Genomic DNA, 19517 nt, shown 5'->3' with positions numbered 1-19517 from the left:
GGCGAGTGGCCTCAATTTTCCTAGGCACAGGGCATCGTAAGGAGAAACAAAATGAGCGGAAAAACTGTCCGCATCGCAACAGATGTCGGTGGAACCTTTACTGACCTTGTCAGTTTCGAAATCGATCACGCAACCAAAGAGAGCCGGATCATCACGGCCAAATCAGACACAACACCACCGAACTTTGAGCAAGGAGTGCTCAATGTGCTGAAAAAGGGTGGGGTTGATCTTTCAAGTGTCGATGTCATGGCACACGGCACAACGGTTGTCATCAATGCGCTTACTGAACGAAAAGGCGTAAAAGTCGGGCTCATTGCAACAAAAGGCTTTCGCGATATCTTGGCGATTGCCAGAGGTAACCGGCCTGATTTCTTCAATCTCTATTATGAAAAACCAGAGCCTTTTGTTCCAAGGGAACTGCGACTGGAAATCCCGGGCCGTATGAATTACATGGGCGAGGAAACCGAAGCATTAGATCTATCCTGTTTGCAGGAAATCGTTGAGACCTTCAAAGCCAATGGCGTAGAAGCTATTGCCGTTTCTCTTCTGCATTCTTATGCCAACCCAGCCCATGAAATTGCCGTGCTAGAGAAGCTCAAACAGCTTTGCCCCGAGATCTCTGCTGTTGGTTCGCATCAGATTAGCCGGGAATGGCGAGAATATGAACGGACCAATTCTGCTGTCCTTTCTTCTTATGTGCAGCCCGTAGCCGAGAAATATCTACATAGACTAGAAGCCGGCGTTCATTCTGACGGTTTCAACGGTCAACTCTATGTCATGCAATCCAACTGCGGCGTAGATACGCTGGAAGCAACGGCCCAGATACCAATCACGATGGTCGAATCCGGACCTGCTTCTGGCTTCTGGGGTGCAGCAGAGCTTGGAAAGCTCATTGGTGAAAAAAATATTCTCGCTCTTGATATTGGTGGCACAACGGCAAAATGTTCGCTCATCGAGAACGGCGAAGTCACCATCATGACAGACTACTGGATCGAGCGAGACAAGTCATCAGCGGGTTATCCAATTATGGTGCCTGTTGTCGATCTGGTTGAAATTGGCAATGGTGGAGGCTCTATCGCCTGGGTAGACGATTATGGCAAGCTCAACGTGGGCCCTCAGTCTGCTGGTGCATCACCAGGGCCAGCGGCCTATGGCAGAGGGGGCACAGACGCAACAACAACCGACGCCAACCTGTGGCTAAATCGCATCAACCGGGACTATTTCTGCGGCGGATCAGTCAACGCGGATGTCGCAGCAGCAGGGGCAGCTTTGCAAAAGCTGGCAGACCGTCTGGGCATTGATCAGGATGAGGCTGCACGGGGCATTATTCGTATCGCCAATAACAATATGATCAATGCGCTTAAGTTGGTTTCACTTAATAGAGGCCATGACCCGCGCGAGTTTACTATGGTTGCTTTCGGAGGCGGAGGCTCCATGCACGCTGTCGCTTTGGCCAAAGAACTCGGCGTCAAGAAGGTCGTTGTACCCGCCGGAGCATCGGTATTCTCGGCTTGGGGCATGATGATGTCCGATTTGCGCCGCGACTATTTTCTGACAGCTCTTTCGGACATGAACGGAGAATCCATCCCACAAATCGAACAGCGCTTCCTGTCTCTTGAAGCAGAAGCAAAGGCAAAATTTGTCGGTGAGGGCATACCTGAAACTTCTATACGGTTTAAACGCTATGGCAAATTCCGTTACCAAAATCAGGAGCATACAACGGAAGTGGCTGTTGGTGGTCACTTGACGATAGAAGATCTCCAAAAGATCGTTGAGGACTTTCACGCAGCATATGAACGTGAATATACATATCGCCTTGACGCGCCGGTTGAGATGGTCGGACTTCACATAATTGCTTCTGCCGAAGTCGGTAAATTGCAACCGAACCGACAGAATCCGACCAAAGCTCCGGCAAGTGATGCTTTAAAGGGCCGCCGACATGTGGACTTCGCAACGGAAGGAAAGCATCAAGCTGATATATATGATGGCGCGAAGCTAATGGCCGGCATGACATTTTCCGGCCCTGCGATTATCGAAGATCCCGGCACAACGATCGTTATCCATCCCGATAACAAAGTGGTTGTCGATTCTTGGGGCAACTTCGTCATCCAGATCTAGATTATCCCATTTTCTGGCCAGAGAAAGCTCCGGCCCTGCTGGTTCAGATCCTCTTTGAGGTGAGCCAAAAAGGAGAATTGAAAATCATGGCTTCTAGCGATCCATTCACGCGCGCAGTCATTCAGGCCGGCCTTACAGCCGCAGCAGAAGAAATGTTCGCTGTTCTGAGAAAAACAGCGATGAGTCCGATTATTTATGAAGTGCTTGATGTCGGAACGGGCATTACAGATACCAACGGTGATATCGTTTCGTCCGGAGCTGGTATTCCCGGTTTTGTCGGCGTGCTCGACAAGGCGGTAAAGCAGATTATCGAAATCTATGGTGAAGACATCAATAGTGGCGATGTCTTCATAACCAATGACCCCTATTGGGGAGGCGTAACTCACCTAAATGACGTGGTCGTGGCCGAACCTGTTTTCCATGGCGATACACGTGTAGCTTGGACAGCATCAATTGCTCACTGGAATGACGTTGGCGGCAAAACGCCGGGCTCCATGGCCGCAGACGCAACGGAAATCCTCCAGGAAGGACTGCGCCTGCCTGCTGTCAAACTGTTTGATAAAGGCCAGAAAATAGACTCTGTCTTCAAAATTATCTCGGTAAATTCACGTCTGCCAGACTTTGTTATGGGGGATCTATGGGCACAAGTCTCAGCAGGTAGACGCGGAGCCAAACCCATAAAGGAAATGGCCGAGCGCTATGGACCTGAGGAACTTCAAGCTGCAATCAATGAAGCCTTTGATATTGGTGAAGCAAGGGCTCTGGACGGCCTGAGCAAGCTTCCTGAAGGTTCCTTCCATGTATCTGCCTTGCAAGATGAAGGTGATGAATGGCATGCAGACATTCACATTACTCCAAAAAGCCTGACTGTTGACCTGACGAATGCTCCGGATCAAAGGGAAGGGCCCTTCAACACGTCTCATGATGGCGCCCGCATAGCATGCCAGTTGATTTTCAAGGTTCTTACCGATCCGACACTTTTTGCAAACGCAGGCTCATTCCGACCTCTGAAGGTCATCACGCGTAAAGGCTCCATATTTGATCCTCATGAACCAGCGGCTCACGGATACTACTCGGAAACGCGTATTCGCCTCTCAGACATGCTTTGGCAAGGCATGGCGCAAAAAATGCCCAAACGCCTGCCTTCCGGCAGTTTTGGTTCTATTTGCGGCACAGTGATTGCGGGCGTTCATCCAGAAACCGGCCGCAGCTACACAATGGTTGAGCCTCAAATGGGGGGGTGGGGGGCAACCAGCGAACGCAATGGACTTGACGCAATGTATTCTCCTAACCATGGAGACACATTCAATTGTCCTGTAGAAATCTGCGAGGCCCGTTATGGCATTGATGTTGGCTGGAAAGCCTTGTCAGAGAGCCCTCTGGGAAACGGCCTCTATAAAGGAGGGCGTGGCATGACAACTTCTTACCAACCGCGTGCAAAAGCAGTAATGTCCGCAGGCTATTCTCACACGAATGTGCCAGTCTGGTCCGTTGCAGGAGGAGAAAAAGGAGGCTTCAATACAATCCGTGTCAAACGTCCGTCCGGTGAAATAGAAACCTATGCCTTTGCTTCCAACATCAAGCTAGATCTCGGTGATGAAGTTCTGATCGACACAGCAAACGGTGGTGGCTGGGGAAGCGTGGATTAAACCCGTGCTGAAACAAAGCCAATAGCTGCTACGCGATACACGGCATAATCGAACACTGTGTATCGCGTCTTACTTTAAAGTTGTAGAAACAAATAGGAGCTATTGTCGACTCTAGAGATTGAGTGGTTTTAAGCGGCGGCCTTTTGTTCGTTTGGTGCTATGGTGGATTGTGGCAAAAGTGCTTTCAATCGGGTTTGGTGTTCGGATGGTCGTAACCGCTGTTTTGCTCACACGTTGCGGGGACAGTTCCAGGGAAGGTGCTCATCGATGTTGCTCTGCTTGTGACCATTGAAGATGGCTTTGAGCGTTCGTGCCAGCCATGCATGGGGATCGATGCCATTGAGTTTGCAGGTTTCGATGAGCGAGGCAATGATCGCCCAGTTTTCGGCTCCCGCATCATGACCGGCAAAGAGTGCGTTCTTGCGATTGAGGGCAATTGGCCTGATTGTCCGCTCGACACTGTTGTTGTCGATCTCGATCTGCCCGTCGGTGAGGAACAGGCAAAGCCCTTCCCAGTATTGGGCGATATAGGCCAGCGCCAGGCCCAGTGGCGATTTCTTTGAGATACGAACGCGGTGCTGTGTGAGCCAGGCTTGCAGGTCTGTGATCAAAGGCGCCGACTTTTCCCGCCGTATCGCAAGCCTCGTATCAGCATCCATGCCTTTGATCTCAGCCTCAATGCGGTATAGGGCTGCAATCCCTTCGATGCCCTCCTGCGCAATGGGAGCTGTGCCGGCGCGCGTGATCTCGACCAGCTTGCCTCGGAGCGCTTGTCTACGCCATGCGGAGAGATGGTTTGGTCGAACCCCATGCCGCTTGGCAATATCACAGACACGAGCACCCGGCTGAAAACTTTCCGAGACGATCTGCGCCTTCTCCTCGTCCGCCCACTTGCGTGGCCTTCCGCGCGCACACCGCGAAGGAGTGAGAAACTCCGCTGTACTTTCCATGGAGATACTCCATAAATATCAATATAAAGATCTCATTGCAGATCTCGCCAGTGGTCGCAACGTGGGGCGAGAACAGCGTTTATGGATTATGAATGAGAGGTGGCTAACGATTATCTGATGGTGTTTGTTGAGCGATAGGATTTCTGAATGAATTGGTGACTTGCTTGATGGATTAGAATTTGGAGCTATGGTTGAATCTGGTGTTTTGTTCCGTCTCAGCACCTATGGGACAGATTGGGTTGATTTGACAAAGGAGGATTTTGGCTCATCGTAGCTCTATCAAAGGAAGCGAAGATGAGACAGAAATCTGGTCCGCAGAAAAAACCATCAAAGACATCCGCCGCAAGACCCGGAAGAAGTATTCGGCAGAAGAAAAGATCCGCATTGTGCTGGACGGCTTGCGTGGCGAAGACAGTATCGCCGCCCTGTGCCGCCGCGAAGGTATCTCCGAGAGCCTTTATTACACCTGGTCGAAGGAATTCCTTGAGGCTGGCAAGAAGCGACTGGCCGGAGATACGGCTCGTGCTGCCACCAGCGATGAAGTGAAGACGCTTCGCAAGGAGGCTCGGGACCTTGAGGAAGTTGTCGCTGAGCAAACACTTGAGCTCCGCCTGCTTAAAAAAGTATGATCGATCCCTCTCATTGATTGCTTTGCAATCAACTGCCGGTCAGTGGATGGGGGCGAAGAAGAGTGAGGTATCCCGCATCCGAGAAGCATGAGATCATCCGCCTTGTCGAAGAATCCCATCTGCCGGTCACTCGAACATTGAAGATGTTGGGCATTCCTAAATCAACATTCTATCGTTGGTACGACCGTTTCCTGATCGATGGTGTTGAAGGGCTGGAAGATCGCAGCTCCGCACCTTCACGGGTCTGGAACCGGATTGATGATGATGTCCGTGATAAGATTGTCGAGTTGGCGCTGGAAGAGACTGAGCTGTCCCCACGGGAACTGGCTGTGACCTTCACAGACAAGGAAAGTTGTTTTGTCTCAGAGGCTTCGGTCTATCGCCTTCTGAAAGCTCATGATCTGATCACGTCTCCGGCATTTATCGTCATGAAAGCTGATAATGAATTCCGGGACAAGACAACCCGTCCCAACGAGATGCTCCTCTCAGCGATGGAAACATCGCTTGCCGGGCAGCGGGCAAACCGACTTCACTTATCTCAAGGTTATCGGCTGGGGCTGGTTTTACCTGTCCACCATTCTTGATGACTTCTCTCGCTATGTCGTGGCTTGGAAGTTGTGCACCACCATGAAGGCCCATGATGTTACCGACACCCTCAATTTGGCTCTTGAGGCTTCTGGCTGCGATAGCGTGAAGGTCGAACATAAACCGCGCCTGTTGTCGGACAATGGCCCATGCTACATCGCCGAGGATCTGGGAAACTGGCTGGAAGAGCGATCTATGAAACAGATACATGATGCGCCAGGTCATCCGCAAACACAGGGCAAAATCGAACGTTGGCATCAGACACTCAAGAACCGGATCCTGCTGGAGAACTACTTCTTCCCGACGGATCTGGAAAATGAGATCGCGGCATTCATCGACCACTATAACAATTGCCGATACCATGAGAGCCTTGGAAATCTCACACCAGCGGACGTTTACTTCGGAAGAGGGCAGGCAATTCTGGAACAAAGGCAAAGGATCAAACAGAAGACAATCCAACGGCGCCGCTTGCAACATAAATCACAAGCCGCTTAAATCGAAAAACCTGATGAGCTGAACCCTCCAGTCATAACCACAGACATCAGTCCCAAAGCATTCGACGACGGACAAAAATAGGTCACCTGACTGATTCCTGCCTTCCTGCAGAGCTCTGCAACGGGGTACACCATCATCACCCAGATTCAAAACAAACGCCTTCTGTGCGACCGAAAACTTCGATGCTTTTATCGCTTTCTCTCCTTCTCTCAGCCAGAAGAATAGCGCGGAAAACTGTTATTCAAAACGATCCAGTTTTCAGGGCGTAGAGCAATCACACTTACCTCACCATTGAAACAGATTTGATCATCGCCTGAAGTCTGTCGCCGGTCCTCAGGTCGAGGGCGTGGAGGCTTTTGTTTGAGATGCGGGCTATGAGGGTCTGTCTGTCCAGATCTTCGCCCAGAGTGAGGAATATGTTGGCCATATGGTCGCCGAAGGGCTGGATGGTCTCAATGGTGACGGGCGGAGTGTTTAGGATGGAAGACGAGCCTTCGGGCATATGCCGGGAGAGAGCGACGTCGCTGGCTTCGATCCTGAGACGTATGGGGTGTCCGATCGGCCCCTTGACGCCGGGGACATAAAAGGGACGTCCGGAGACCATGATGGTACTGATGCCAAAGGCATCGTCCATCGCGGAGAGAGTGCCGCCAAGGACGGAGGCGGCATCTGGCATCAGAGCGAGCGACAGATCTGGATTGGACAAGAGGGACTGCAGAGGTCCGGCGGCCTTGACCGTGCCCTGTTGCATCAGAACCAAATGGTCAGCGAGGCGTTCCACTTCACTGATGTCATGGCTGACATAGAGAATGGGGATCTTCAGTTCATCGTGCAGGCGCTCCAGATAGGGCAGGATCTCGTTCTTGCTAAAGCGGTCGAGCGCGGCCATGGGTTCATCCATGAGCAGGATGCTGGGACAGGACAGAAGGGCGCGGCCAATGGCCACCCGCTGACGTTCCCCGCCGGAGAGCTTGTTGGGAGAACGCTGGAGCAGGGGCCCGATGCCGAGCAACGAGATGACATCATCCTGATCTAGCCGGGCCGTGTCTGATGGGCTGAGAGGTTGGCTGCGCTTTTGCCCGTAGACAAGATTCTGCTTGACTGAGAGATGGGGAAAGAGACTGGCTTCCTGAAAGACATAACCGACGGGGCGTTTGTGAGCAGGCAGAAAGCGGGATTGGTCTTGCCAGATGGCACCCTTGAGGGAAAAGAACCCCTCTTGCATGGCATTGAGCCCGGCAATACAGCGCAGGACGCTGGTCTTGCCACAGCCCGAGGGGCCAAACAGAGCGGTGATTCCCGCGGCAGGCAGCGTGAAGGCTGCGTCTAGCTTGAAGCTGCCCTGAGGGCCCTTGAAGCGGGCTGAGATCACGTCGGACTGGTCGATATGAAAGTTGTACGGAGGATGAGTGCCGGTCATTGCATCCGTCTCCTTAAACGCTTCTCGATAGTTGTCGTGCTGAAGATGACAAGAAAGGAGAAGACAAGCATGCCGCCTGCCAGAATGTGAGCCTTGTTCCACTCCAGTGTTTCGACATAATCATAAATGGCGATGGAGAGCACCTTTGTCTCGCCGGGGATATTGCCGCCGATCATCAGAACGACCCCGAATTCTCCCACCGTGTGGGCAAAGCTGAGGATGGTGCCTGTGATGAGGCCGGGCCTTGCTAGCGGCAGCACGACGGAGAAGAAGCAATCCAGAGGTGACGCACGCAGGGTGGAAGCCACCTCCAGCGGCCGATCTCCGATGGCCTCGAAGGCATTCCGCACTGGCTGCACCATGAAGGGTAAGGAGTAGATGATGGACGCTACGACGAGGCCAGCGAAGGTGAAGGGCAAGGTGTGCCCGACCACCGCCGCAATGGAGCGACCGAGCATGCTGTTCGGCCCGAGCGCCAGCAACAAATAAAAACCGAGCACGGTTGGTGGCAGCACCAGCGGCAGGGAGACCAGTGTACCGACCACCTCCTTCCACCAGCTCTTCGATCTGGCGAGCCACCAAGCAATCGGCGTGCCGATGATCAGCAGCAGAATAGTGACGGTGATCGCCAGTTCCAGTGTCAGGATTATGGCCTCGAGCAATGCTAGTCTCCTTCTTGCCCTTTATCGCCCCTTACGTGCCGGGCGTTGACTATTTGACACCATAGCCGAATTTGAGGATGATTTCTCTGGCGGTTTCCCCCTTGAGAAAGGCAAGGAAGGCCTTGGCGGCTTCATCTTCTGCTCCGGTTTTCAGCAAGACAGCATCCTGCTTGATAGGAGCGTAAAGATCATCAGGGACGACCCATCGGGAACCCTCTTTGCTGTTGACGACCTGAGACAGGGCAACAAAGCCCAGCTGTGCATTGCCGGAGGCGACAAACTGGTGGGTTTGGGAAATGCTGTCACCGCGCACCAGTGCGTCCATCACGGCAGCCGGGACGTCCAGCTTGTCGAGGGTTTCCATGGCGGCGGCACCATAAGGGGCTGTCTTGGGGTTGGCTATGGCGAGCTTGTGGAACTTGTCAGGAGCCCTGAGAACGGCACCATCGCTATCAACCAGATCGGGATCGGTGCTGTATAGCACGATCTTGCCCTGAGCATAGGTGAAGCGGCTATCGGGTACGGCCAGTCCATCTGTTTCTGCCTTGATCGGTCGGGCTTGATCCGCCGCCAGAAATATCGAGAAGGGCGCGCCATTTGAGATCTGTGTATAGAGCTTGCCGGTGGAGCCGAAGCTCAGCGTGGCTGTATGGTCAGTTTCGGCCGCAAAAGCTGTGGCAATTTCCTTGGCTGCTGCCGTGAAGTTGGCAGCAACCGCCACCTTGGTGTCAGCGGCAAGGGATGGGCCAGCAAGGCCAACGAGTGAAAGTGTAAGGGCGGAAAGAGAAAGCAGATTTTTGAAAGAAGGTGTCATAGGGACAGTGCCTTTCGGGATGGTCGGGTTGCTTGGAACAGAGTGTATTAAAAGGACTGCTATTCGACGCCGAGGATGATTTGAGATGCCTTGATGATGGCGCACATCTTGTCGCCAGGTTTGATGTCTAGGCTTTCTGTGCTCTGGCGGGTGATAACCACGGTGAGGGTTTTACTGTTCCCTATATCGAGCTGTATCTCGCTATTGACCGCGCCCGGTTCAACCGAACTGACCGTGCCCCTGATCTGATTGCGGGCAGAGAGGCGCGCTCCGTCATTGTCGGCCATCAGCACCGGCGTTGAAGCCTTGATGAGGGCGAAGGCTTCGCTGCCAACACGTAGATCCAGGGTCTCTGCGCTTTTGTTGGTGATCACGGTGGTCAAAACCGTTTGCTCCGATACACGCAGACTGATCTCTGAATTGACCGCGCCGGTGATGACATCTTCGACGATGCCGTGAAAGACATTGCGGGCACTGGTGCGCATGGCGAAACTCCATAGAAGGGGGCTAGAAAGCGGGGAGCTGCCCCTATTGCCGCAGATATCCTGTTCGATCTCCGCGAGAAAGGCATTGAGCCGTTCGGTGAGGTGTTGGTGGGCGATCAGAGCCTTTCGTCCCTCATCGGTGAGGGTGGCGCCACCGCCTTTCTTGCCGCCAGGCTTTGCGTCCACGAGCGGGGTGCTGAACAGGTTGTTGAGCGCATTGACTGCGTCCCAGGCAGCCTTGTAGCTGATCTTCAATTGCTTGGCTGCAGCCGAGATCGAACCTTCCTTTTCGATCTGGGATAACAGAGCAAAGCGCTCTGCACTTGCTCTGTGTCCTGCCTTGTCGAGGAAAGACAGAATTGGGCGAACCGATTGGGGCTGTCTCGTCATGCTTCTGTTTTCCTTCGTTATGTAGGTCAACTTCATATCGGTATATAAAGGAAAGATACAAATCTGTGATCCCGTGTCAATTCTGTATTCTGAGTTTATCAACTAGAAATAGTGCGCTTTTCTGAGATGTATAGTTTTCATATGGGTTAAGACTGTAAGAAGCTATAGTTTCTTATAATATTCAGAAAAAACGCTTATGTTATAATTGCAGTATTGAAAATTGTTCAATCGAACGCCGGTATAAGCAACTTCTGGCTCTGGCATTTATGAAATTATACATCTCGACCTGACGCCTCTTTGCTCCGACTTTGAAGGTTCACAACTATCGCAGACTGAAGCTTTGGTACTAGGCTGAAACTTTACTGCCATCCCGACAAACCTCTTGGCTTTCAGCGCTTGTAGGTATCATGACGCTGGTCGAAGGCTTATGGACTTGCGCAAATATTGGTACGTGATGCTTTTTGTAAAGCAGTCGGAGCATTTGGTTTTTAGAAATTACGCTTTGTGTAAGAGTTGCTCGGCAACAGACCCCGCCAGCGCGACGCCGGAAATTTGCGCTTTTTCCATGCGACGAAGCAGAGTGGCAATCCTGTTTGCAGCATCTTCTGGCGCAAGGCCGCCATCTCGGATATTGGAAATACAATTGCGACGGCTGTCAGGTAGCCTTGGTTCTGGTGACCAGGTGATATAGGCACCCAGACTATCCGCAGAGGAAAGACCGGGCCTTTCACCAATGAGAACCACAACAGCCTTCGCGCAAACCATCGCCCCGATTTCGTCGCCAATGGCAACGCGACCGCGCTCTGCCAACACGATACCGGCAGGTTCGGGCAAGAGCGATTGCAGGTGTGTAACGACTTTGACTGCATTGGCATTCACCGCCATTGCAGACAAACCATCAGCAATGACTATGACAATTCCCTCTTTTGGCAAGGTGGAAAGATCAGTCTCTGGCGCCAGCTTTCTACCCAGATCCGGTCTGCGTATATAGCTTGAGCGATCAGGGGCTGCGCTTCTCACGCTGGCGAGTGGCCAGAAGACAAGCGCCTCACACAAGCTGGTCTTGTCCATGTCGGACCAAACCGCTTCACGCGCGCGTGCATGGTCCAGGGCAAAGGCCAAGGAAGCACCGGTCGGCACGCCACTGCCGGAACGACCAAGTGCAACACGAGCTGCCGTCATTTCACGCAAATGCGTATCAAGTTGGCTTGCCGAAACGTCTTTTTTCATTGTGCAGCCTCTGTCAGAGCCAAAAGAGAAGGGCCGCTAAGGGCTGGCTCGGATCGCATTCTACCTGTCTTATCCGTGATCCCCTTGTTTTCCATCCAGTCAGAGAATTCGGGAGCAGGGGCTTTGTGAAGGGTTTCTCGCACAAAGATCGCATCATGGGACGATAGGCTCTGGTAATTGAGCATGATGTCATCGGCACCGGGTACACAAATGACAAAATTGACTCCGGCCGCAGATAGAGAAACAAGAAGACTATCCATATCGTTCTGATCTGCATCTGTATGATTGGTGTAACAAACATCAACCCCCATCGGCAGCCCGAAAAGCTTGCCGCAGAAGTGATCCTCGAGACCGGCGCGCATGATTTGTTTTCCGTTGAAGAGATATTCTGGTCCTATGAACCCGACGACGGTGTTAACGAGGAGAGGGCGGAATTCTCGAGCGACCGCGTAGGCGCGGGCCTCCATTGTCTGTTGGTCCATGCCGTGATGGGCATCCGCAGAAAGGGCTGCTCCCTGTCCGGTTTCGAAATACATGACATTGTCGCCAATCCTTCCCCGCTTTAAAGACAGGGCCGCCTCATGAGCTTCACGAAGCAGGGAAAGATTAACGCCAAAACCTTCATTCGCTTTTTGAGAGCCCGCAATTGACTGGAAAACAAGGTCGACCGGAGCTCCGCACCCTATCGCCTCCAGTGCCACAGTTACGTGACCAAGGCAGCAATGCTGGGTCGGTATCTCCAAGGCTTCGACCAACCTGTCAAGCAGCGACACGATGCGGATATAGTCCTCGACTGTGTCGGTTGCCGGATTGACGCCGATTACCGCATCGCCAGTCCCCATGATCAGGCCATCAATTGCAGAGGCCAGAATGCCTCGGCTGTCGTCCGTCGGATGATTGGGCTGGTTGCGAGTGGCCATACGCCCTTCAAGGCCGATTGTATTGTTGAATTTCGTGACCACCCGGCATTTCTGAGCCACTGCTATCAGGTCTTGGGATCTCATAATTTTGGAGACTGCGGCGACCATCTCCGGCGTGAGCCCGGGCTGCAGTTTGCTCAAGATTTCCGATGTTGTCGTCGGAGCCAGCAACCATTCGCGGAATTCCCCCATGGTCATATGGGAGATGGGAGCGAAGGCTGGCAGGTCATGGCTGCTATAAATCAGCTCCGTGATTTCGTCATTCTCAACACCGAGAATATCCGTATCCAGAAAGGATTGAAGGGGTAGATCAGCAAGAGCAACCTGCGCGGCTAGCCTCTCGACAGGGCCTTCTGCCGCAATGCCTGCCAACTCGTCGCCAGATCGTTCAGGCGTTGCCTTAGCGAGCAGATCTTTCAAGCTTTCAAAGCGATAACGGGTCTTCCCTATGGTCGATGAATAGCTCACGTATGTTGTCCATTCCACTATGATCGTTGCCGATGGGCCGTATGAACGGTCACGAAGCTATCGGCCCTCATTTTGTCCCTTTGAGCGTCGCCCGGTGCGAGATTGGGTCCGTCAGAACGAGCACTGCTCCCCTTACCCCATTTGTGACCGTTGCAACAAGCGGGGGAGCAACTGTCGCAGAATGATTGGAGCTATTACGACCAACCCTACCGCGGTTGCAATCAGATTTGGTGCCACCAACAGCAAAGCCGCTACAATCAGAATGATGCGCTCGAACCAGTAGAGTGGTGCGAAAAGCCAGTTGGAAACAGCAGATGCCAGAATCCAGATGCCGAGCACTGCGCCACCAAAGGCCAGCGCAAAGGCTTGCCAGGTAAAGCCATCAGTCACTATAAGAAGGGCTGGCTGAAAGGCAAAGACGAAGGGGACCAGAGCCTTGCCCATGCTCAGGCGGAAGGCCGTATTGCCTGCCTTGAAGGCGTTTGCGCCCGCTATCCCGGCGCCGGCATAGGCGGCCATGGCCACCGGTGGTGTCACGTCAGCCAGAACGCCGTAATAAAAGACGAAATAGTGCGCCACCATCTGCTGCACGCCGAGCATACCCAAGATGGGGGCCGCAACTGCAACCATGATAATGTAGTTAGCGGTTGTGGGTATGCCACACCCCATCAGGATGCAAACCACCGCAGTCAGCATAAGTGTGAATAGTAGGGTCAGTGATGGCACAGTCATCAACTCAAAAGGCAAGAAGGCGGTCATTGCATGGAGTGATGTTGCCCACCCTTGCGCAATGCTGGTGACCATATAGGCGATCTTGAAGCCGACCCCGGTCAGAGTAACAACCCCGATCACAACCCCCACCAACGCCGCTGCAGCTGTGACAGACAAAGATTGTTTCGCACCCAGAATAAAGCCCTCAAAGACCTCATAGATCGTACCCTTGATGCCTCCTATAAGGCCGGAAGCCTGAATTTGCTGGATAGCCAAGACAACGATGCAGGCAGAAATTGAATAGAAGGCTGCGGCAAAAGGCGTGCGTCCAGACAACAGAACGGCGACCAGAATTGCCAAAGGCACAACCGATAACCAGCCCTCTTTCAGCACCTTCCATGCGTTTGGCAATTCAGAAGCAGACATGCCCCTGAGGCCAAGGCGGCGGGCTTCCAGATGGACCTGAACCAGAACGCCGAAGAAATGCATGAAGGCGGGCACAAGCGCCGCCGTGAGGATCGTAGTGAGCGGCACATTGAGATATTCGATCATCAGGAAGGCGACCGCGCCCATGACGGGCGGCGTGATCTGCCCACCGGTTGAGGCGGCCGCTTCAACTGCGGCTGCGAAATGACGTGGATAGCCGATGCGGATCATGGCCGGAATGGTAAGCGCTCCGGTGGTCACCGTATTGGCAATGGATGAACCCGAGATCGAGCCGAGCATGGCCGAAGACAGCACGGACACCTTTGCCGGACCGCCCGCATAACGTCCGGCGAGCGCAGAGGCGACATCGATAAACAACTGGCCCAATCCAATGCGCGTTGCCATTACACCGAAGAGCACGAAGTGGAAGACATAGGTGGCGATCACTCCGAGAGCCGTACCGTAGATCCCCTGCGAAGTGAGATAGAGATGGTTGACGATATTGGCCCAACTGGCGCCCGGATGAACGAGGATTCCCGGCATGGATTTGCCGAAATAGGCATAGGCCATAAACAGGATTGCGATAACCGGCAATGGCCAGCCCATGGATCGACGCACCGCTTCCAGTAGCACGACAATCATGACCGTTCCCATAAAGATATCAATGGGCAATGGGTTGCCGACGCGGAAGGCAAGCTCGCTATAGATCCACGGAACATAAAGCGCGCTGAGCACCCCGGCAATGGCGAGACCCCAGTCAATGAGCGGCAACCCGAAAGGCGCCTTCCAGCTTGGAGTGACGATCTTTTTGCCAAAGGCCGAAAAACTGAGAAAGACGACCAGCAATGTGACACCCAGATGCAGCCCGCGGTGGACCGTTGCCTGAGGGATGCCAAAACCGGCTGTATAATAGTGATAGCACGAGAGGAGAAACAGGATCGCTGCCGTGATCAGCGTTAGAGGCCAAGCCAGTGTCCGGAAGCGGAGTTCTGGGTCAAATTCTTCCTCGATTGCCTGAAGTTCGTCGGCTGATAGATGATGGATTTCCTCGCCATCTTCTTGTTTGCTGCGGTCCTCTGTCATCCCGTGCGCTCCTGTCGGATAGTGGTAAAGGGGGCAAGAACGGCCTCGCCCCCCTTCAGATCTGTTTAAGGTTCAGGCAAGGGCCCGAGCCGATGGGCCTATTTAATCAGGCCTGCTTCCTTGTAGAATTTCTCTGCACCCGGATGCAGAGGAATGCCGACACCGTTAAGGGCTGTGTCTTCCGTGATCATCTTGCCTTTGGCGTGGCCCGCATCAAGCAGCTTGCGGGTATTCTTGTTCCAAAGGGCCTTCGTGATGTTGTAGACCAGCTCTTCGGGTTGATCCGCGCTTGTGACCCACTGGGCACCAACGGAGAGCGTATTCACGCTATCTGCGTTGCCTTCATAGGTCCCGCCGGGAATGGTGTCCGGACCAAAGAATTTGAAGTCTTCGCAGATTTTCGGAGCTTCATCGCAGGTGATCGGGATGAGTTTCACATCATGCTGGCTCGCCAGTTCCGAGATGGCACCTGCAGGATAGCCGCCTACGAAGAAGAAGGCATCCATCGCGCCATCGCGCATCCGGTCTGCAGCCTGGTCGGGTTTGAGATATTCCGGCTCAATGTCGTCTTCGGTTAGGCCATAGCCATTGAGAATGATTTTTGCATCAACAAGGGTGCCCGAGCCGGGTTCATCCATGGAAACCCGTTTGCCCTTTAGATCGGAAACACTGGAAATGCCAGAGTCAGCGCTCACAACGAGATGGATGCTTTCCGGATAGAGGTTGGCAATGGCGCGCAGTTTTTCAACGGCCGGTTTGCCTTCCCAGATGCCGGTTCCGGTATAGGCCCAGGTCGCAACGTCGGACTGTGAGAAGCCGGATTCTAGCGTGCCACCCGCAATGGCGTTGATGTTTGCAACAGAACCGTTGGCAGACAGAGCCGAGGCAATCAGACCCGGGACGCCGCACGAACCGCCCTTGTCACATGGACGAGACCCCGGAGGGTTGGAAATCGCATTGGCGAGAAGGCCGCCAATCGGGTAGTAGGTGCCTGCGGTTCCGCCCGTGCCGATACGGAAAAATGCCATATCCTGTGCCACGGCAGCCGAAGCGGCCAGACTGAGCGCAAAAGCGACGCCAGTAAAAATCTTAAAATGTTTCATAAGTATCTCCTATCCTCGACAGCAGTGAATAAAAAAAGCTACCTCAACAATTCTTCGACCACAAGTTGCTGAAGGCTGTTTTGATATAAAAGTTGCTTGCAAAATGTGCAAATGAGCTAATTGACCAAACTTAATGCAATATTCTCTTGGCATACTGAAAAAAAAGCAACCCTATCGCCCGTTTCATTCTGAAACCATCTTTTGACCGTTATGCGTCCCTGCGGCTAACAGGCAGCCTTTGATGCTTCATGGCTACAAGATCCTTAAAGAGAATATTTTTGAAAAACATACCTGTCATATTCATCATTCTGTGGCACGATAGGCATCGGAAAGAAAATCAGGATTGATAGATTTGGAACGCCTTGCTACTCACTTTGGATGGATAGGGAACATGCTCATCATGTTGAGTGTGCTTTGTCTTGTATATTCGGGTGGCAGCTTTACCCATGCTGATGTGGTTCAGACGCTCGGCCAGAAACAGCTCTCTCAATTCGAGATCGACCAGTCTTTGCATGATATGGGGCCGCCTTGTCAGGGGTGCCCGCAAATGCAGGATGAACAGCAGATGCATTGTGGAGGGCAGATTCTTGCGCTCTCTTGTGGTGCAGATGTGCCAGGTCCAATCTTAAGTCATACCGTCCCCGCACACACGGTCCGCGATTTTATCGCCCAAATCTTCTCGCCGGATCCTCCACCGCCGCGTTTTGCCTGATTGAATTTGAACCATAAACTCAAATCTCAATCAAAGGCGACTTTCCATGAAACAAGCATTTGTATTCGCGCCAACTCTGCTGCTGTCAGCTCCACTTACTTTGGGGCCGATGGCACATGCCCATGATGGTGCGACAGGCATTGTCGAAGAGCGCATGCATTCAATGAAAGAGATGGGCAAGGCCGTGCGCGCTGTCAAAGCCATGGTGCAAGATCCGGAGGCATATGACGCGGAGTCTGCCCGCAAGCAGGCCGAGATCATCAAACAGCATGCTGGCCAAAATCTTGTCGATCAGTTTCCTGAAGGATCTCTTCAAGCCCCCACCCACGCCAAGCCGGAAATCTGGACTGACTGGGAACGTTTTTCTCAGTTGTCCAGCCAGTTGGAAAGCTACGCAGATGGATTGACGCTTGCGGCTGACAACGGGGTGATGATGGATGGATCCATGATGAGTGGGGCCATGATGGAAGGGGCCGGGCATATGGGGAGTATGATGGGCACAGATGCTTATGAGGCCAATCAACTCGGGCAGATGCCTGCAGACGGCGTTTTCACCATGATGGTTGAAACATGCTCTGCTTGCCACATGGAGTTTCGGGCCAGAAAACCATAAAGTCTGGCCATTCTCCCATTTTCAAAACGATAACGTGTCCGTGACGTTCAGCCTTTGCACTGAAATATACGGACTCCATGATACCGGCATCAAAGACCTGGCGCGCCATCGCCTTGTCTGTGATTGCCGATTGGAAAGCGACGATGAATCTGAATAGACGCAATTTTTGCAAGCTCGGTGCGGGTGCTGCCGCCGCAGCCCTTGCACCCTATCATTTTGCCCTTGCGCAAACGGAAGATGGTTTTCTCGAAATCCGTGCCCAAAAAGCCGAACAGTCCCTTTACCCAGATAGTCCAAAATCGACTATCTGGACATATAACGGAACAACACCCGGACCGGAAATCCGTGTTAAGCAGGGGGAGCGGGTGAAGGTGCGCTTCATCAATGAACTGGATGAACCATCCTCTATTCACTGGCATGGTGTGCGCATTGAAAATGCTATGGACGGAGTGTCCGGTCTGACACAAAACGCCGTCAAACCCGGGGAACGATTTGAGTATGATTTTGTCGCTCCCGATGCCGGAACCTATTGGTATCACGCCCATAACAGAAGCTGGAATCAGGTCGGGCGTGGGCTCTATGGCCCGTTGATTGTCGAAGAGCCATATCCTACCTTCGATTCCGAGCATGACATTACCCTCGTGATAGATGATTGGCTGTTGGATCAGAACGGGCAATTTGATGAAGGCTCCATGGGCATGATAATGGACTGGAGCCATGCCGGACGTCTGGGTAACTGGATCACAGTCAACGGCAAGAGCATGCCCGAGATCGACCTGAGGGCAGGGGAACCCTATCGTTTGCGCCTCATCAATGTGAGCAACGCACGCACTCTTGAGCTGGATCCAAATCGCTTCGAGGCGAAAATTTTGGCCTTTGATGGACAGCCTTTGCCAGAGCCAATCTCCATGCCCTATGAGCCATATCTATTGTCTTCGGCGCAGCGCGTGGACCTTTTGGTTATCCCGAAGGAAGGGCAGGATTTTGTCCTTGAAGAGCTTTCCGGCAACAAGCCATTTCCTTTTGCCACCTTTCGCGTCACAGGCAAGGTAAATGGCGCTCCGTCTGTTCCTGTCTTGAAACCCAACGCACTCACCGAGCCCGACCTCAATGCTGCCACAACACATCGATCGCTTATTACGGGCGGCGCGATGGGGCGCATGGGAAACATGACCTACAAGGGGGCCCCCCTCGGTCGGCAGGAGATGATGCAGTCCATGCAGTTTTGGGCATTCAACGGTGTGGCCAACCTGCCTGAGCAGCAGTTTTTTACGGCCAAACGCGGGGAGACCGTAATTATTGAAATGATCAATGATACAGCCTGGCCCCATGCCATGCATGTTCATGGACATCACTTCCGTATCGAGGAAAGGGAAGGCAGCACCATCGATGAGGGACGCCCGTGGAAGGATACCTTCCTGATCGGACCAAGCCAAACAACTAAAATCGCGTTTGTTGCAGATAATCCCGGTCAATGGCTGTTGCATTGTCACATGCTTGAGCATGCTGCTGCGGGCATGACCACATGGTTCGAGGTTGTCTGATGGCAAGCAAGAAAAAATCAAAAAGCCAACATGTTCCAAAATTCATAATGGTCGCAACGGTTCTGTCCGCAATCGTCGCCGTTGGGCTTGGGGTTATGCTTTACGCAACAGATAGCAGCGGCCAGGGGCTGCTGCGTCCTGACAATGAGGTGATTGTCACACTGGGTAAACAGATCTATTCAGAGCAGTGCGCAGCCTGCCACGGAGACAATCTTCAAGGACATCCCAATTGGCGCGAAACCAATGAAGACGGTCGGCTGCCTGCGCCGCCTCATGATGAAACCGGCCATACATGGCATCATGCCGACGCGCTTCTATTCGGTATCACCAAATTTGGTCTGGCCGAGATCGGGAATATGCCGGACTATCAGACTGACATGCCGATATACAAGGATGTGCTAAGTGATGAGGAAATCATCGCGGTGCTCTCATACATCAAAAGCACATGGCCTGAAAATATCCGCCGAATGCACGATCAGCGCAACGCGATGAAGTAGATGAACTCTTGAG

14 protein-coding genes and 3 pseudogenes are annotated in these 19517 nt (G+C 53.0%); 7 read left to right on the top strand and 10 right to left on the bottom strand.

Going from position 1 to position 19517, the window contains the following annotated elements; genetic code table 11:
• The first annotated feature begins 51 nt into the window (after window positions 1–51).
• Together ACKPCT_RS07145 and ACKPCT_RS07140 are read left to right on the top strand one after the other, a co-directional pair.
• Entirely contained in the window at window positions 52–2118 is a 2067-nt protein-coding gene (locus ACKPCT_RS07145; protein WP_319568803.1) for a hydantoinase/oxoprolinase family protein, read from the top strand.
• Window positions 2119–2204: 86 nt separating this feature from the next.
• Window positions 2205–3767, top strand: a complete 1563-nt coding sequence (locus ACKPCT_RS07140) for a hydantoinase B/oxoprolinase family protein (protein WP_319568802.1) — start codon at window positions 2205–2207, stop codon at window positions 3765–3767.
• Between the two features lie 227 nt (window positions 3768–3994).
• On the opposite strand, the pseudogene ACKPCT_RS07135 reads toward ACKPCT_RS07140, so the two are convergent.
• Window positions 3995–4531: pseudogene (locus ACKPCT_RS07135) on the bottom strand (IS66 family transposase); the annotation flags it as partial.
• A gap of 42 nt (window positions 4532–4573) precedes the next feature.
• Window positions 4574–4717 (bottom strand): annotated as a pseudogene (locus ACKPCT_RS07130) (transposase); the annotation flags it as partial.
• A 278-nt stretch (window positions 4718–4995) separates the two neighbouring features.
• On the opposite strand from ACKPCT_RS07130, the pseudogene ACKPCT_RS07125 reads away from it, so the two are divergent.
• Window positions 4996–6426 (top strand): annotated as a pseudogene (locus ACKPCT_RS07125) (IS3 family transposase).
• Window positions 6427–6706: 280 nt separating this feature from the next.
• Here ACKPCT_RS07125 and modC read toward each other — a convergent pair.
• The 8 genes from modC to ACKPCT_RS07085 all read right to left on the bottom strand — a co-directional run bounded on the left by modC (window position 6707) and on the right by ACKPCT_RS07085 (window position 16138).
• A complete protein-coding gene (modC, locus tag ACKPCT_RS07120; protein ID WP_319568800.1) occupies window positions 6707–7846 on the bottom strand; it encodes a molybdenum ABC transporter ATP-binding protein in 1140 nt (379 codons plus the stop codon).
• Window positions 7843–8508, bottom strand: coding sequence for a molybdate ABC transporter permease subunit (gene modB / locus ACKPCT_RS07115; protein ID WP_319568799.1), 666 nt, complete (start codon window positions 8506–8508; stop codon window positions 7843–7845). The genes modC and modB overlap by 4 nt, the downstream gene beginning before the upstream one ends.
• A 49-nt stretch (window positions 8509–8557) precedes the next feature.
• The gene (modA, locus tag ACKPCT_RS07110) at window positions 8558–9322 is read right to left on the bottom strand and encodes a molybdate ABC transporter substrate-binding protein (protein ID WP_319568798.1); all 765 of its coding nucleotides are present in this window, start codon (window positions 9320–9322) and stop codon (window positions 8558–8560) included.
• A gap of 59 nt (window positions 9323–9381) precedes the next feature.
• Window positions 9382–10197: a TOBE domain-containing protein gene (locus tag ACKPCT_RS07105; RefSeq protein WP_319568797.1), complete on the bottom strand. Its 816-nt coding sequence runs from the start codon at window positions 10195–10197 to the stop codon at window positions 9382–9384.
• A gap of 495 nt (window positions 10198–10692) precedes the next feature.
• Complete coding sequence (gene eutC / locus ACKPCT_RS07100; protein WP_319568796.1) at window positions 10693–11427, bottom strand: ethanolamine ammonia-lyase subunit EutC; 735 nt, start codon at window positions 11425–11427, stop codon at window positions 10693–10695.
• Entirely contained in the window at window positions 11424–12815 is a 1392-nt protein-coding gene (locus tag ACKPCT_RS07095; protein WP_319568795.1) for an ethanolamine ammonia-lyase subunit EutB, read from the bottom strand. The genes eutC and ACKPCT_RS07095 overlap by 4 nt, the downstream gene beginning before the upstream one ends.
• A 132-nt stretch (window positions 12816–12947) precedes the next feature.
• A complete protein-coding gene (locus ACKPCT_RS07090; protein ID WP_319568794.1) occupies window positions 12948–15035 on the bottom strand; it encodes a TRAP transporter permease in 2088 nt (695 codons plus the stop codon).
• Between the two features lie 98 nt (window positions 15036–15133).
• Window positions 15134–16138 carry a TAXI family TRAP transporter solute-binding subunit gene (locus ACKPCT_RS07085; RefSeq protein ID WP_090074704.1) on the bottom strand — a complete coding sequence of 335 codons (1005 nt, stop codon included), beginning with the start codon at window positions 16136–16138 and terminating at the stop codon, window positions 15134–15136.
• 343 nt (window positions 16139–16481) lie between these two features.
• Here ACKPCT_RS07085 and ACKPCT_RS07080 point away from each other — a divergent pair, with 343 nt between their 5' ends.
• The 4 genes from ACKPCT_RS07080 (at window position 16482) to ACKPCT_RS07065 (ending at window position 19504) form a co-directional block, all read left to right on the top strand.
• Window positions 16482–16850 (top strand): hypothetical protein, encoded by a 369-nt coding sequence (locus ACKPCT_RS07080; RefSeq protein ID WP_319568793.1) that lies wholly within the window; start codon window positions 16482–16484, stop codon window positions 16848–16850.
• A gap of 46 nt (window positions 16851–16896) precedes the next feature.
• Window positions 16897–17463: a c-type cytochrome gene (locus tag ACKPCT_RS07075; protein WP_319568792.1), complete on the top strand. Its 567-nt coding sequence runs from the start codon at window positions 16897–16899 to the stop codon at window positions 17461–17463.
• 143 nt (window positions 17464–17606) lie between these two features.
• On the top strand, window positions 17607–19007 hold the full coding sequence (locus ACKPCT_RS07070) for a multicopper oxidase family protein (protein ID WP_319568791.1): 1401 nt from the start codon (window positions 17607–17609) through the stop codon (window positions 19005–19007).
• On the top strand, window positions 19007–19504 hold the full coding sequence (locus ACKPCT_RS07065; protein ID WP_319568790.1) for a c-type cytochrome: 498 nt from the start codon (window positions 19007–19009) through the stop codon (window positions 19502–19504). The genes ACKPCT_RS07070 and ACKPCT_RS07065 overlap by 1 nt, the downstream gene beginning before the upstream one ends.
• Window positions 19505–19517: the final 13 nt, after the last annotated feature.

It is taken from the genome of Cohaesibacter marisflavi, from assembly GCF_963665895.2.
Taxonomy (GTDB): domain Bacteria; phylum Pseudomonadota; class Alphaproteobacteria; order Rhizobiales; family Cohaesibacteraceae; genus Cohaesibacter; species Cohaesibacter marisflavi.
The sequence above is the reverse complement of the archived record's forward strand: the minus strand, read 5'-3'. Positions and strand labels throughout refer to the sequence as shown.